We start from the raw sequence: 13,454 nt of genomic DNA, 5'->3' as shown, positions 1-13,454 counted from the left end.
ATCGGCGCATACCCAATCCCTCTGGGGGGTATCACGGCCTCTTGGGCCTTCACCACCCATCCCATCCTCGCTCAACGATCCATCGATCGCGAGGCAACGGCTCCGAGGCAGGGGGTGTCCCGTGCCACACGGGGGCCGACGGCCCGGAGCGTAGGGGCCGGGCATCGCGGCCCGCTCAAACCCTCCGGCCGGAAGGTGAGGGGAGTCCTGACCGCCCCTGTCCGCCGGACAGGCGCTATGCGGTCGCGGTGGCCGAGGTCAGACCGTGCAGGTCCCTGGCCGTGCCGGTGATGCCGGAGAGGAAGCCCTGCGCGCGGGGCGAGGCAGTGTGGGTGAGCCATCCGTCGTCGATGTCGCGGACGACCACCTTGACCCCCGTACCGGCCAGCGCGAGCGGCAGCGTGTGGACGACGGTGGAGGGGAAGCTGAGCACGGTGTGCCCGATCGGTCCCCGACGGGCGACCAGCTCCAGCGGCAGGTCGGGCCGGACGATCTCCAGGCCGGTCTCGACGGCGAGCCGGTGCAGCTTGGCGGTGTCCTCGCGGCGGTGCGCGAAGTAGCGGGTGGCGCCGTGGGACTCGGCGAGGGCGGCGACGGCGGCGAGGTACCGGTCGAGGTCGACGACTCCGGTCTCCACCAGGGACGTGCCGATGATGTCGGTGCCGGCGGTGATCCGCGGCGGCCCGAAGCGCGAGCGCGTCCAGGCGAACCGGTTGGCGCGCAGCGCCATGCCCGCCGGCGGTGTCGCGGGCATCGCGCTGAAGAGTTCGACGGTGCGGCGGCGGCCGGGGGTCAGCCGGCGGCGGGCGGCCGAGGCGAAGACGGCGAAGGCCGCGTCGGTGGGTGACCGGCGGCCGGCGCGGTGCCAGCGCACCAGACGGCCGCCGCTGCTCAGGATCTCGGTGAACTCCATGGTGGCGGTGCCGTCGTCGACCACGGTGATCTCCCGGGCCCGGCACAGCGGCAGGAGCACCTGCACCAGCCGGGAGAACGGATCGCCGAGGACGAGGTGGCGCACGCGCAGCAGCAGCGGTGCCAGGGTCAGGGCGGTGCGCAGCAGTCCGAGCCGGTTGCTGCGGGCCTCGAACCAGCGGACGGTGACGCCGTCCTCCCGGGCGAGCTCCGCCATCCGGCGCAGCTGCCCGCGGCTCATGGGGTCGCGGGGCGAGAGCACCACGACGGTGAGCGGTCCGCTGACAGGGCCGCCGCCCGGGGCGGCGGGAGCCGCCCCGGGGTGCGGTACGGCGACCGCCGTAGGGGGGTGTATGTGCGACCACTCCAGGACGTTGAGGAGCTGGACAGGGGACTCGACCAGTGCGAGCGGTCCCCGGCCGGATGCGGGCGCGGTCATCCCGGTACTCCTCGTCTTTATGGTTCGCGTGGTGCGCTGTGCCCTCGGGTCAATGGGGGCTACCGCGGGACCCGGCAGCCCTCGGGTCAATAGGGGCTACCGCGGGACCCGGCAGCCCCCGGGTCAAGGGGGCTGCCGCGGGGCCCGGTCGGTGGGACCGGGGTGGCGCGCTCCGTCAGACCGAGGCGGTGGCGCGGTCCGACCCGGGTACCGCTGCCTCGGCCTCGGCGACGACGCCGGGGACGCGGCGGAGCTTCTTCATCGGGCCGAGCTCGCCGTCGTAGACCTTCTTGACGCCGTCGCCGAGCGAGGTCTCGATGATGCGGATGTCGCGGACGAGGCGCTCCAAGCCCTGGGACTCGACGGAGGCGGCCTGGTCGGAGCCCCACATGGCGCGGTCGAGGGTGATGTGGCGCTCGATGAAGACCGCGCCGAGGGCGACGGCGGCCAGCGTCGTCTGCAGGCCCACCTCGTGGCCGGAGTAGCCGACGGGCACGTTCGGGTACTCGGACTGCAGGGTGTTGATCATGCGCAGGTTGAGCTCTTCGTGCTTCGCCGGGTACGTGGACGTGGCGTGGCACATCACGATGTTGTCGCTGCCGAGCACCTCGACGGCGTGCCGGATCTGCTTCGGGGTGGACATACCGGTGGAGAGGATGATCGTCCGGCCGGTGGCGCGCAGCGCGCGCAGCAGGTCGTCGTCGGTGAGGCAGGCGGAGGCGACCTTGTGGGCCGGGAGGTCGAACTTCTCCAGGAACGCGACGGACTCGACGTCCCACGGGGACGCGAACCAGTCGATGCCGCGCTTGCGGCAGTAGTCGGAGATCGCGTTGTAGTCGTTCTCGTCGAACTCGACGCGGTGCCGGTAGTCGATGTACGTCATCCGGCCCCAGGGGGTGTCGCGCTCGATCTCCCACTGGTCGCGCGGGGTGCAGATCTCCGGGGTGCGCTTCTGGAACTTCACGGCGTCACAGCCGGCCGAGACCGCGGCGTCGATGAGCGCGAAGGCGTTCTCCAGCTCACCGTTGTGGTTGATGCCGATCTCGCCGGTGACATAGACGGGCTGCCCGGTGCCGATGTAGCGGCTGCCGACCGGACGGAGGTTCTTCGGGGTCAGGGAGGTGCTGGTCACTGGGAGAGTTCCTTTGCGGAGAGAGGTGCTGAGGGGACAGCTGTGAGGGGTGCGTAGGGAGGTTCAGCGAGCGGGGTGGCGAGGGTGGGGCCGAGAATCCACGCGGCGATCTCGCGGATCGCGCCGCGGCCGCCGGAGGTGGAGGTGATGGAGCGGGCCGAGGCCCGTACGACGTCGTGGGCGTTGGCGACCGCGACGGGCCAGCCGGCGAGCGCGAAGCAGGGAAGGTCGTTGACGTCGTTGCCGACGTACAGGACCCGCTCGGGGGCGATCGCCTGTTCCTCGCACCACTGCTTGAGGGCGAGGTCCTTGCGGGCGATGCCGTGGAGTACGGGCACCTGGAGCTTCCTGGCCCGTGCCGCGACGACCGGGTTGGTCTCCGAGGACAGGATCAGTACGGGCAGCCCGGCGCGGCGCAGGGCCGCGATACCGAGCCCGTCGCCGCGGTGGACCGCGACGGTCTCCCGTCCTTGGGCGTCGACCAGCACCGTGTCGTCGGTCTGGGTGCCGTCGAAGTCGAGTACCACCGCGTCGATGTCGTCGAGGGTGGGGGTGGAGCCGGCGTCGAGGAGCGGCGCGAGGGCGCGGGCCCGGACGAGGTCGTCCGGCTCGTCGATCTCCAGGACGCGGGCCGGCTCGGTGCGCACCAGCGCGGTACGGCCGAAGAACCGGTGGCCGGCGGCGCGGAAGCCGGCGGCGCGCATGGCGTAGGCGGCGCCGGTCTCCAGCAGGTCCTGGGGGCGGTCCTGGCGGCGCGGGCGGGTGGCCTTGTCGTGGTTGACGCCGTGGCCGCCGTCGGCGCCGTCCCCTTCGCGCCAGACGAAGCCGTGGAAGGGCGCGACGGTGTGCGCGGTGTCCGCGCCGTCCTCGATGACGGCGGCGGCGACGCCGTCGACCTCCTCGCGGGTGAGGAAGGGGCTGGTGCACTGCACGAGCAGGACGACGTCGATGCTGCCGCCGCGCAGCGCCTCGTGGGCGTCCATCGCGTGCAGGACGGCCGCCTCGCTGGTCGCCGTGTCGCCCGCGATGTCCGCGGGCCGCAGGACGACTTCGGCGCCGGCGGCGCGGGCCGCCTCGGCGATGGCGGGGTCGTCGGTGGACACGACCACGTCGGTGACCAGCCGTGCCGCGAGGCATTCGGTCACCGCGCGGGTCACCAGCGGGACACCGCCGACCGGCGCGAGGTTCTTGCCGGGGACGCCCTTGGAGCCGCCCCGGGCGGGGATGACGGCGAGGACGCGGGCGTCCGCGGCAGCGGGGGTGGGCACGGACAGTGGGGTGGTCACGGGTGCTCCGGTCGGTCGGTTCGTCACAGCTGGCCCCAGCGGCGGATGACGGGCGCGACGCGCTGCACGCCCTGCCGGTAGGCGGTACGTGCGCAGTTGCGCGCGGCGTCCCGCAGCACGCGGCGCAGGGCGCAGGGCTCGCGCTCGGCGACCGCGCCGGGCAGCGGCTCGCCCTTGGCGTCGAGGCCGTGCCGGGCCAGCACGCCCGGCAGGTAGCCGGGGGCGGTCAGCGGGGTGTAGTACGGCGCGGGCGGCGGCAGTTCGTCGGCCGCGGCGAGGGCGGTGACACGCTCGCGCAGGGCCCCGAAGGGGTCATTCGAGGCCACTCCCTGGGCGGCGAGCCAGCCGGGATCGGCCTGCGGGACGCGGCCCTCGTCGAGCTGGTCCCAGGAGGCGAAGCAGCCCGAGCCGAGGAAGTGGTGGTTGCCGAGCGACTCACGGATGCCGAGGTCGGTGAGGACGGCGGTGGGGATGGCGCGGTGCAGTGATTCCAGGGCCGCGGTGGAGCTGACGGTCACCAGGAGGTCGGTCCGGTCCAGCACCTCGCCCATGTGCCCGTAGACCAGCCGCAGGTTGCCGGGCGGGCCGAGCTTGGCGACGAGCTTCTGGTACGGGTGCTCCTCGATGTGCGTGGTGTGCTCGCCGGGCTTGCTGCGCAGCTTGACCAGGACCTCGCGCTCCGGGTGCCGCCGGGCGTGCTCCACCGCGCGGCGGGCCAGGTAGGTGCGGTCGGCGCGGCCTTCCGGCGCGGACGGCTGCACGGCGAAGGTGACGGTGAACGGCCGTTCGTCCGCCGGCTGGTAGGGCGCGCCCTCCAGGAAGGGCAGCGCGGTCTCGACGATGCCCGCGGTGTCCGCACCGACGCCTTCGTAGGTGTCGCGGAAGCGCTGGGCGTCGTGCGCGCTGTTGGCCAGCACCACATCGGCGCCGGCCCGCAGCAGCAGGCCGTCGGCGAGCTTCTCGTAGACCACCCCGACGTATCCGGTGACGACCACCGGGCGGCGGGCGGTGCCCTCCCAGGCGCGGGCCAGGCCGTGCAGCATCGCCTGGACGGTGCCGCCGACGCAGGCGAGCACGATGACGTCGCAGCCGCCGTCACTCGCTCGGCCCCGGCCCGCCTCGCTGAGGAACTCGGCGGCGGTGACCTCGCGCATCGACTCCGCGGGTATGCCGATCTCGGCGAGCTGGCGGCTCGTCGGAGTGGCCCGGCCGCGGAGCAGACGGGCATCGAGCCGGACATCGGGCGAAATACGACGCGCTGTCAGCGCGCCCCATTTCCAACGGGTGTCCGAATCGGCGAGAACGGTGATCCGCAGCGACTCTGAAGAACTTTTTGGCACGACGCAGACGCTAGGAATCCGTTCCGAGCAGCGCTCCAACGTTGAACCAACGGACGGTAAACAGCGTGCCGCGAATTGCCCAACCATGCTTAAGGGACGACTGCTTCACGGTTCCGACATGCGCCGTTCACCTGAGGGTCCGCGCAATGTCGGCCGCCGAGTCCGGTCGGCCCCTAACGTTCAGCAGGTGGTCAAGCTCTCCGTCATTGTGCCGTTTTACAACGTGCAGGCATTCGCACCCGACATGCTCCAAAGTCTTCGTGCGAACTCCCGCCCGGATTTCGAATTCATCCTGGTCGACGACCGTTCGACGGATGACACACCGAAAATCCTGGAGCGGGCGACACGCACCCTTCCCGGCTCCGTTCTCGTGGCGCGCGAGACCAATGGCGGCCTGGCCACCGCCCGCAACACCGGAATCGACGCGGCGCGCGGCGAGTTCCTCACCTTCCTCGACGGCGACGACTGGCTCGCCCCCGGCTACCTGCCCCAACTGCTGGCGGCCATCGAGGAGCTCGGTACCGACTTCGTCCGTACCGACCATGTGCAGTGCACCGACCGCGTCCGGGTCATCACGCATGTGCCGCACGGCCGCCGCGGGGTGGTACTGAACCCGCGCGAGGCGATCCTGCCCGCCGGGCGGCCGACCTCGGTCGACTACCCCTTCGCCTGGGCCGGGATCTACCACCGCCGGCTCGCCGACGCCGGGCTGCTGCACTTCCCCGACGGGCTGCGGACCGCCGAGGACCGGCCGTGGATCTGGCGGCTGCACCGGGAGGCGGCGTCCTTCGCGGTGGTGGGCCTGCTCGGGGTCTTCTACCGGCGCGGCATCGCCACCTCGCTCACCCAGATCGGCGACGTACGGCAGCTGGACTTCATCCGCTCCTTCGACCAGGTGCTCGCGGAGACCGCCGCGGACCCGGACGCGGACCGGTTCCTGCCGAAGGCGGTACGCACCTACTGCGCGATCATCGCCCACCACCTGAACTCGATCGAACGCTTCGAACCGCAGGTCGCACGCCAGTTGAAGACGATGAGCGCCGCCGCCCTGAAGCGGATGCCGCAGGACATCCTCATGGAGGCGCTGGACTCGATGGGCGTGGACCGCAGCGTCCCGCTCCGCCGGCTGCGAAGGCGGCTCGCCTCCTCCTCGACCGGGACGGTGGCCGCCTGATGGCCCGCGCACGTACGCAGATCCATGTGGCGTCGACGCTGTACGGCGCCGCCACCATCGCGGCCGCCCTGGACGCGGGACTCTTCGGACCGGCGGACCGCCGGCTGCTGCTGATCAGCAACAACTCCGCCGTTCCGGAGACCACGCCGGCCGTCGACGAGGCCCCCGGCTTCGGGGCGCTGCGCGACCGGTTCGACCGGGTGCTGTCGTGGAACGAGACGATCTCGCCCATGCACCCCGGCGACTGGGCGCCGCGCCCGGAGGACGTACCGATGTGGGAGCGGTACCTGCGGATGCTGTGGGACCTCGGTGACGACGACCTGGAACTGATCGTCGAGTCGATCCAGGTCAAACCCGCCGCCGCCCTGGTCAGGCTCTTCCCGGCCGCGACGATCGATGTCTACGCGGACGGCCTCATGTCGTACGGCCCGACCCGCGACAAGCTCGAATCGCTGGTGACCACCCGCATCAACCGGCTGCTCCACCTCGACCTGGTGGCCGGGCTGCGCCCGCTGCTGCTGACCGAGTACGGCATCGAACCGCAGATCGTGCCGGCCGCCGAGTTCGCCAAGGTGCTCGCGGAACTCTCCGACGCGAGCGACGTGCAGGCGGAGATCGACCCGTCCGCGCTCCCCGAGGGCGCGGCCCTGCTGCTCGGCCAGTACCTGTCCGCGCTGGGCATCCTCACCTCCGCCGAGGAGGAGGAGCTGCATCTGCGGATGCTGCGCGGCGCGGCGGCGCTCGGCCACCGGCGGATCATCTTCAAACCGCACCCCATCGCGCCCGCGCACTGGTCGGAGCCGCTGGAGCGGGAGGCGGCCAAGCTCGGTGTGGAGCTGACCGTGCTGGACTCCCCCGTGCTGGCCGAGGTGGTGTACCAGCGGGCGCGTCCGGCGCTGGTGGCCGGCTGTTACTCGACGGCGCTGCTCACCGCGTCGGCGTTCTACGGGATCCCGGTGGCGCGCACCGGTACGGAGATGCTGCTGGAGCGGCTGTCGCCGTACCAGAACAGCAACCGCGTCCCGGTCACCATCGTCGACGCGCTGCTGCCCGACCTCGACGACGCGGAAGCCGTCCGCGCCTGGTCCCCGCCGGCCCCCGAACGGATCGCCGGGGACCTCACGCCGCTGCTGCGCGCCGTCGGGTTCTGCATGCGGGCGCAGTTGTACCCGGAGCTGCGCGAGGAGACCGTCGCCTATCTGTCGAAGCAGCTGAACGCCCGTACCTGGCGGTACTTCAAGCGGCGCCGGCTCGCCTCCCTGGCCCTGCCGGGCGCGGTCCCGGCGCAGCTCGCGTTCCTGCCCCGCAATCCCCTGCTCCGTCGCGTCGCCCGCCGCGCACGCGCCTTGAAGAAGGCTGCCATCGGATGAGTCTCCAGCTCCAGCAGGTCTCCGCCCGGGACTCCGCACCGGATGCCGCACCGGATGCCGTGGTGGCCGCACCGCGTCCCGGCCGGCTGCGGGCGCTCGACGGGCTGCGGCTCGTGGCCGCGCTCATGGTGTGCTTCTACCACTACGCGGGGCGCGGCGGCGACGCCTGGAAGGCCTGGGGGCAGACGCCCGCGCTGGTCTTCCCCGAGCTGTCGAAGGCGGCCGTCTACGGTCCGCTCGGTGTCCAGATCTTCTTCGTCATCAGCGGGTTCGTCATCTGCATGAGCGGCTGGGGCCGCACCCTCAAGGGCTTCGCGATCTCCCGGGCGATCCGCCTGTACCCGGCCTACTGGGCGGCCGTCCTGCTGGTCACCGCCGTCTTCGCGCTGCCGGGCGTCGTGTGGAAGACCGTCTCGCCGAGCGATCTGCTCACCAACATGACGATGCTGCAGATGCCGGTCGGCGCCGACCGGGTGCTCGGTGTGTGCTGGACCCTCTGGGCCGAGCTGCGCTTCTATCTGCTCTTCGCGCTGGCCGTGGTGTGTCCCCCAACCTTCGGCCGGGAGGGGCCCCCAGGCGCCACCCGCCGCCGGGTGCTGGCGTTCTGCGGACTGTGGACGATGGGCGCGGTGCTCGCGGACGCGTCGGACGAGGCGTTCCTCAAGACCGTGCTGATGCCGGAGTACGCGCCGTTCTTCATCGGCGGTATCGGGATCTACCTGGTCCACCGCTTCGGCAACGACCCGCTCTCCTGGGGCGTGGTCGCGGTCGGCTGGCTCTTCGGCCAGCACTACGCGGTCAAGGGGCTGATCCCCAACGCGCATGCCGCGCATGTCTTCCAGCACCGCTCCGAGACGGTGATCATCGTCATCGTGACGCTCGGCTTCGCGGCGGTGGCGGCGGTCACCCTGCTACCCCGGGTCGCGGGCGTCGACTGGCGGTGGCTGACCACGGCGGGCATCCTCACCTATCCCTTCTACCTGGTCCATGAACACCTGGGCTGGGTCGTCATCTTCCAGCTGCACCAGCGCCTGCACATGCCGTCCTACGCCGTGCTGCCGCTCACCGCCGGGTCGATGCTGCTACTGGCGTGGCTTCTGCACCGTTTTGTCGAACGTCCACTGGCGCCCCGGCTCAAGCGCTTTCTGACGATGGTTCCGAAGGCGCCCGCCCGCGCACCGCGTTCCTGATCTCCAGGGGCAGGAGGGTCGTTTCCATAGCAGCGTCGCCCAAGTACCAATAGGGCGTGGGGGCTTGGAGGTCAGGGCCGGCCGGTACACGCTGTCCACATGGCACTCAACAGCGTCCAGGACATGGACGTACTCATCGCCGGAGCGGGCCCCACCGGATTGGCGCTCGCGGTCGACCTCGCCCGCCGGGGGATATCCGCCCGCCTCGTCGAGCAGTCCGACCGGCTGTTCCCCGGCTCGCGCGGCAAGGGCTTGCAGCCGCGCACCCTGGAGGTCCTCGACGACCTCGGAGTGATCGACGCCGTCCTCGCGTCCGGCGGCCCGTACCCGCTGATGATGGGTTGGCAGGACGACCGGCGGGTCGGCGAGTGGGATCTGCTGGAGCGCATCGCGCCGACACCGCAGGCCCCCTACGGCGAGGTCTGGATGCTCACCCAGTGGCGCACGCAGGAGATTCTGCACGAGCGGCTGCGGGAACTCGGCGGCAGCGTCGAGTTCGGTACCGCGCTCACCGGCGTCACCCAGGACGACGACGGCGTCGACGCCGCGCTGTCCCTGCCCGACGGCACGTCCGGCACCGTCCGGGCCCGCTACCTCGTCGCCGCCGACGGCGGACGCGGCACCGGCCGCCGGGCGCTCGGCGTCGGCATGACCGGCGAGACCATCGACCCGCACCCGATCCTCATCGCCGACCTGCTCCTCGGTGGTATCGACCGCGACCACTGGCATGTCTGGCCCAAGGCGGACGGCGGCACCGTCATGCTCTGCCCGCTGGCCGGCACCGACCACTTCCAGCTGCTCGCGCAGTACACGGAGACCGGCACCGAGCCGGACGGCTCCGTCGAGGGGATCCGCGAGCTCATCGGCGCCCGCACGCCGATCGGCGGCGACCAGGTCCGCGAGGTGCTCTGGTCGTCCGTCTTCCACCCGAGCGCGGCGATGGCCGACCGCTTCCGCGTCGGCCGGGCGTTCCTGGCCGGCGACGCCGCGCACATCCACTCACCGGCCGGCGGGCAGGGCCTGAACACCAGCGTCCAGGACGCGTACAACCTCGGCTGGAAGCTGGGCCAGGTGCTGCGGCACGGTGCGGACCCCGCGCTCCTCGACAGTTACGAGCAGGAGCGGCTGCCGATCGCCGCCGACGTCCTGGGCCTCAGCACCCGGCTGCACGGCGCGACCCGCGACGGCGACGACACCGCCGCCCGGCAGCGCGGCACCGACACCCACGGCCTGGAGCTGAACTACCGCGGCGGGCCGCTCACTTCGGAACGCCGGCCGGACGCGCTCGCCGGGGGCACGCTGCCCGAGGACGCGCCGCGCGCGGGCGACCGGGCCCCGGACGCGCCGCTGGCCGGCGGCAGCCGGCTCTTCGACCTCTTCCGCGGGCCGCACTTCACGCTGCTCGCCCTTGGGAAGGCCGAGCTGCCACAGGGCGCGAGGACGGACGGGGACCTGGTGCACGCGCACCGGATCGACGACGCCCCGGCGCACGGCGCGAACAGCACCAACAGCACGAACAGCGCGTACGACGTGTACGGCGACGGGCTCTTCCTCGTCCGCCCCGATGGTTACATCGGTCTGGCCACGCATGACCCGGCCAATGTGGCCGGGTACCTTGCGCGCTTCACCGGCTGACCATGCGGTGAATTCGGTCACGATCCGCCATAAAGGTGATTTTGCCTCTGTACAGCAGGCGAAAGGCCCCCGCATCCTGGGCAGCTGCGGGGGCTTTCATCGGCGGACGACAGGACTGGCAATGGCGGAGATCGCAGCGGCGCGCACCGGCACCGGCGGGCCCCAGGAGAGCAGGAAGATCGTCGAGCACATCGCCGGATGGACGCTCTGCATCGTTCTGGCGATGCTGATCACGCAGCTCCACCTGCTGTAACCGCCGACCCGCTCAGAACGCGTCGGTCGGGACGTACGTCCCCCACACCTCGCGCAGCGCGTTGCAGACCTCCCCGACCGTGGCCCGCGCGCGCAGCGCGTCCTTCATCGGGTACAGGACGTTGTCCGTGCCCTGGGCCGCCTTCTGCAGCTCGGCGAGCGCGGTGTCGACGGCGCCCTGGTCCCGGGTGGACCGCAGCGCCGCCAGCCGCGCCGCCTGCTGGGCCTCGATGGCCGGGTCGACGCGCAGCGGGTCGTACGGGTCCTCCTCGTCGAGCTGGAAGCGGTTCATACCCACCACGACTCGCTCGCCCGCGTCCTGCTCCAGGGCGATGCGGTACGCGCTGCGCTCGATCTCGCCCTTCTGGAAGCCGTGCTCGATCGCGTTGACGGCGCCGCCCAGCTCCTCGACCTTCCGCATCAGGTCCAGCGCGAGGGCCTCGACCTCGTCGGTCATCGTCTCGACCACGTAGGAGCCCGCGAACGGGTCGACGGTCGCGGTCACGTCCGTCTCGTAGGCGAGCACCTGCTGGGTGCGCAGCGCCAGCCGGGCCGACTTGTCGGTGGGCAGCGCGATGGCCTCGTCGAAGGAGTTGGTGTGCAGGGACTGGGTGCCGCCGAGGACCGCGGCCAGGCCCTGGATCGCCACCCGGACGAGGTTGACCTCGGGCTGCTGGGCGGTGAGCTGCACGCCGGCCGTCTGGGTGTGGAAGCGCAGCATCTGCGACTTGGGGTTCTTCGCGCCGAACTCGTCCCGCATCACCCGCGCCCAGATCCGGCGGGCGGCGCGGAACTTCGCGACCTCTTCGAGGATGGTGGTGCGCGAGACGAAGAAGAACGACAGGCGGGGCGCGAAGTCGTCCACGTCCATCCCCGCCGCGACGGCGGTGCGGACGTACTCGATGCCGTCGGCGAGCGTGAAGGCGATCTCCTGCGCGGGCGAGGCACCGGCCTCGGCCATGTGGTAGCCGGAGATCGAGATCGTGTTCCACTTCGGGATCTCGGTGCGGCAGTACTTGAAGATGTCGGCGATCAGCCGCAGCGACGGCTTCGGCGGGAAGATGTACGTGCCGCGGGCGATGTACTCCTTGAGCACATCGTTCTGGATGGTGCCGGTGAGCCTGTCGGCCGGGACGCCCTGCTCCTCGCCGACGAGCTGGTACATCAGCAGCAGCAGCGCGGCGGGTGCGTTGATCGTCATCGACGTGGACACCTTGTCCAGCGGGATGTTGTCGAAGAGCACCTTCATGTCGTCGACGGAGTCAATGGCGACGCCGACCTTGCCCACCTCGCCGCTGGAGATCCTCGCGTCCGAGTCGTGGCCCATCTGCGTCGGCAGGTCGAAGGCGACGGACAGGCCCATCGTGCCGTTGGCGATCAGCTGCTGGTAGCGGGCGTTGGACTCGACGGCAGTGCCGAACCCGGCGTACTGCCGCATGGTCCAGGGGCGGCCGGTGTACATCGACGGATAGACGCCACGGGTGAACGGGTACGAGCCCGGCTCACCGAGCTGCTCCGCGGGATCCCAGCTGTCGAGCGCCACGGGTCCGTAGACCGGCTCGATGGGCAGTCCACTCTCGGTGGACCGGGCGGTGTCCGTCTCGCGCGCCATGGTTCACGCCTCCGCATCGCTGTCGCGTTACTGGTGGGTAATATCCTGTCTCCGGCACGGACTGTAGTTGTGGGCGTGCGCGCCGTGGAGACCACCGCGCTGGGACCTTCCTCACAGTCTTGTCTCTCCGATGTCACGAAACAGTCTTGCTCCGGATCCGTGCAACTGCACGGGCGGGTTGAGTGTCTAGCCGGGTAACTGCAGATTCTTGGGGGCAAAGGGTGACTGTCTTGCGTACGAAGAGAACTCCGATAGCGATCGTGGTGGCCGCTCTGGCGGCAGCAGCCCTCGTGGGTTGCGGCCCGCAGGACAAGCCCGCCTCGGGCGCCAAGCCGACGTCCGCCGCGTCGACCACCGCGAGTCCCAACGACACCGCGAGCCCGAGTGACTCTCCCTCGGCGTCGAACTCGACTTCGGCATCGCCCTCCGCGACCCCCAGCGACTCAGCCACCACGTCCAAGCCCCCGGTCGTGCCCGCTGTCATGAAGCAGGGCTCCACCGGCGCGCAGGTCCGCGAGCTGCAGGCCCGGCTGGGCCAGCTCAACCTGTTCAGCCGCACGCCCACCGGCACCTACGGCTCGGTCACCGCGAACGCCGTGAACGACTTCCAGGAGCGTTACGGCCTGCCGATGACCGGCAGCGTCTCCGCGCAGACCTGGAGCAAGCTGCGCAGCGTCACCAAGGAGCCGACGCACGCGGCGATGTACCCGCCCACCACGCAGCCGGCCAGCGCCAAGCTGGACCCGCGCTGCATGACCGGCCGCGTGCTGTGCATCAGCAAGACCACCCGGTCGCTGTCCTGGGTGATCGACGGCAAGGTGCAGACCACGATGGACGTGCGCTTCGGCTCGCAGTACACCCCGACCCGCGAGGGCCAGTTCAAGGTGGACTTCAAGAGCCGTGACCACGTCTCGACGATTTACCACTCGTCCATGCCGTACGCGATGTTCTTCAGTGGCGGCCAGGCCGTGCACTACTCGTCCGACTTCGCGGCCCGCGGTTACGCCGGTGCTTCCCACGGCTGCGTGAACGTGCGCGACAAGGCCGCCATCGCCTCCCTCTTCGACCAGGTCAAGGCCGGCGACAAGGTCGTCGTCTACTGGTGACCCCGG

Annotated in this window: 11 protein-coding genes; 6 read left to right on the top strand and 5 right to left on the bottom strand. The window is 71.1% G+C overall.

The features are described from left to right. Nucleotides 1-235 precede the first annotated feature (235 nt). From AC07DC_RS20865 to AC07DC_RS20850, 4 genes are all read right to left on the bottom strand, one after another. Nucleotides 236-1,351 carry a hypothetical protein gene (locus AC07DC_RS20865; RefSeq protein WP_478915871.1) on the bottom strand — a complete coding sequence of 372 codons (1,116 nt, stop codon included), beginning with the start codon at nt 1,349-1,351 and terminating at the stop codon, nt 236-238. Nucleotides 1,352-1,526: 175 nt separating this feature from the next. After that, on the bottom strand, nt 1,527-2,483 hold the full coding sequence (locus tag AC07DC_RS20860; RefSeq protein ID WP_478915870.1) for an N-acetylneuraminate synthase family protein: 957 nt from the start codon (nt 2,481-2,483) through the stop codon (nt 1,527-1,529). Continuing rightward, nucleotides 2,480-3,769 carry a cytidylyltransferase domain-containing protein gene (locus AC07DC_RS20855; RefSeq protein ID WP_478915869.1) on the bottom strand — a complete coding sequence of 430 codons (1,290 nt, stop codon included), beginning with the start codon at nt 3,767-3,769 and terminating at the stop codon, nt 2,480-2,482. The genes AC07DC_RS20860 and AC07DC_RS20855 overlap by 4 nt, the downstream gene beginning before the upstream one ends. A 23-nt stretch (nt 3,770-3,792) precedes the next feature. Further along, a complete protein-coding gene (locus tag AC07DC_RS20850) occupies nt 3,793-5,109 on the bottom strand; it encodes a DUF6716 putative glycosyltransferase (RefSeq protein ID WP_478915868.1) in 1,317 nt (438 codons plus the stop codon). A gap of 187 nt (nt 5,110-5,296) precedes the next feature. Here AC07DC_RS20850 and AC07DC_RS20845 point away from each other — a divergent pair, with 187 nt between their 5' ends. From AC07DC_RS20845 to AC07DC_RS20825, 5 genes are all read left to right on the top strand, one after another. Then, on the top strand, nt 5,297-6,283 hold the full coding sequence (locus AC07DC_RS20845; protein ID WP_478915867.1) for a glycosyltransferase family 2 protein: 987 nt from the start codon (nt 5,297-5,299) through the stop codon (nt 6,281-6,283). Beyond that, entirely contained in the window at nt 6,283-7,653 is a 1,371-nt protein-coding gene (locus AC07DC_RS20840; protein ID WP_478915866.1) for a polysialyltransferase family glycosyltransferase, read from the top strand. The genes AC07DC_RS20845 and AC07DC_RS20840 overlap by 1 nt, the downstream gene beginning before the upstream one ends. Beyond that, the gene (locus AC07DC_RS20835) at nt 7,650-8,843 is read left to right on the top strand and encodes an acyltransferase family protein (protein WP_478915865.1); all 1,194 of its coding nucleotides are present in this window, start codon (nt 7,650-7,652) and stop codon (nt 8,841-8,843) included. Before AC07DC_RS20840 ends, AC07DC_RS20835 begins: the two co-directional genes overlap by 4 nt. A gap of 99 nt (nt 8,844-8,942) precedes the next feature. Next, nucleotides 8,943-10,478 (top strand): FAD-dependent monooxygenase, encoded by a 1,536-nt coding sequence (locus tag AC07DC_RS20830; RefSeq protein WP_478915864.1) that lies wholly within the window; start codon nt 8,943-8,945, stop codon nt 10,476-10,478. A gap of 121 nt (nt 10,479-10,599) precedes the next feature. After that, nucleotides 10,600-10,731 (top strand): SCO1431 family membrane protein, encoded by a 132-nt coding sequence (locus AC07DC_RS20825; RefSeq protein WP_478915863.1) that lies wholly within the window; start codon nt 10,600-10,602, stop codon nt 10,729-10,731. A 12-nt stretch (nt 10,732-10,743) separates the two neighbouring features. Here AC07DC_RS20825 and AC07DC_RS20820 read toward each other — a convergent pair whose 3' ends face one another. Beyond that, complete coding sequence (locus AC07DC_RS20820) at nt 10,744-12,342, bottom strand: acyl-CoA mutase large subunit family protein (RefSeq protein ID WP_478915862.1); 1,599 nt, start codon at nt 12,340-12,342, stop codon at nt 10,744-10,746. Between the two features lie 230 nt (nt 12,343-12,572). Here AC07DC_RS20820 and AC07DC_RS20815 point away from each other — a divergent pair, with 230 nt between their 5' ends. Further along, nucleotides 12,573-13,448 (top strand): L,D-transpeptidase family protein, encoded by an 876-nt coding sequence (locus tag AC07DC_RS20815; protein WP_478915861.1) that lies wholly within the window; start codon nt 12,573-12,575, stop codon nt 13,446-13,448. Nucleotides 13,449-13,454 lie beyond the last annotated feature (6 nt).

It is taken from the genome of Streptomyces sp. NPDC045021, assembly GCF_056432645.1.
Note: the sequence above shows the minus strand (reverse complement) of the source record. Positions and strands in the feature narration are given on the sequence as shown.

Excerpts from the sequence above, each read along its gene's own strand:
- AC07DC_RS20865 (WP_478915871.1), bottom strand. The coding sequence starts at position 1,351 with ATGACCGCGCCCGCATCCGGCCGGGGACCGCTCGCACTGGTCGAGTCC.
- AC07DC_RS20840 (WP_478915866.1), top strand. The coding sequence starts at position 6,283 with ATGGCCCGCGCACGTACGCAGATCCATGTGGCGTCGACGCTGTACGGC.
- AC07DC_RS20835 (WP_478915865.1), top strand. The coding sequence starts at position 7,650 with ATGAGTCTCCAGCTCCAGCAGGTCTCCGCCCGGGACTCCGCACCGGAT.
- AC07DC_RS20830 (WP_478915864.1), top strand. The coding sequence starts at position 8,943 with ATGGCACTCAACAGCGTCCAGGACATGGACGTACTCATCGCCGGAGCG.
- AC07DC_RS20825 (WP_478915863.1), top strand. The coding sequence starts at position 10,600 with ATGGCGGAGATCGCAGCGGCGCGCACCGGCACCGGCGGGCCCCAGGAG.
- AC07DC_RS20820 (WP_478915862.1), bottom strand. The coding sequence starts at position 12,342 with ATGGCGCGCGAGACGGACACCGCCCGGTCCACCGAGAGTGGACTGCCC.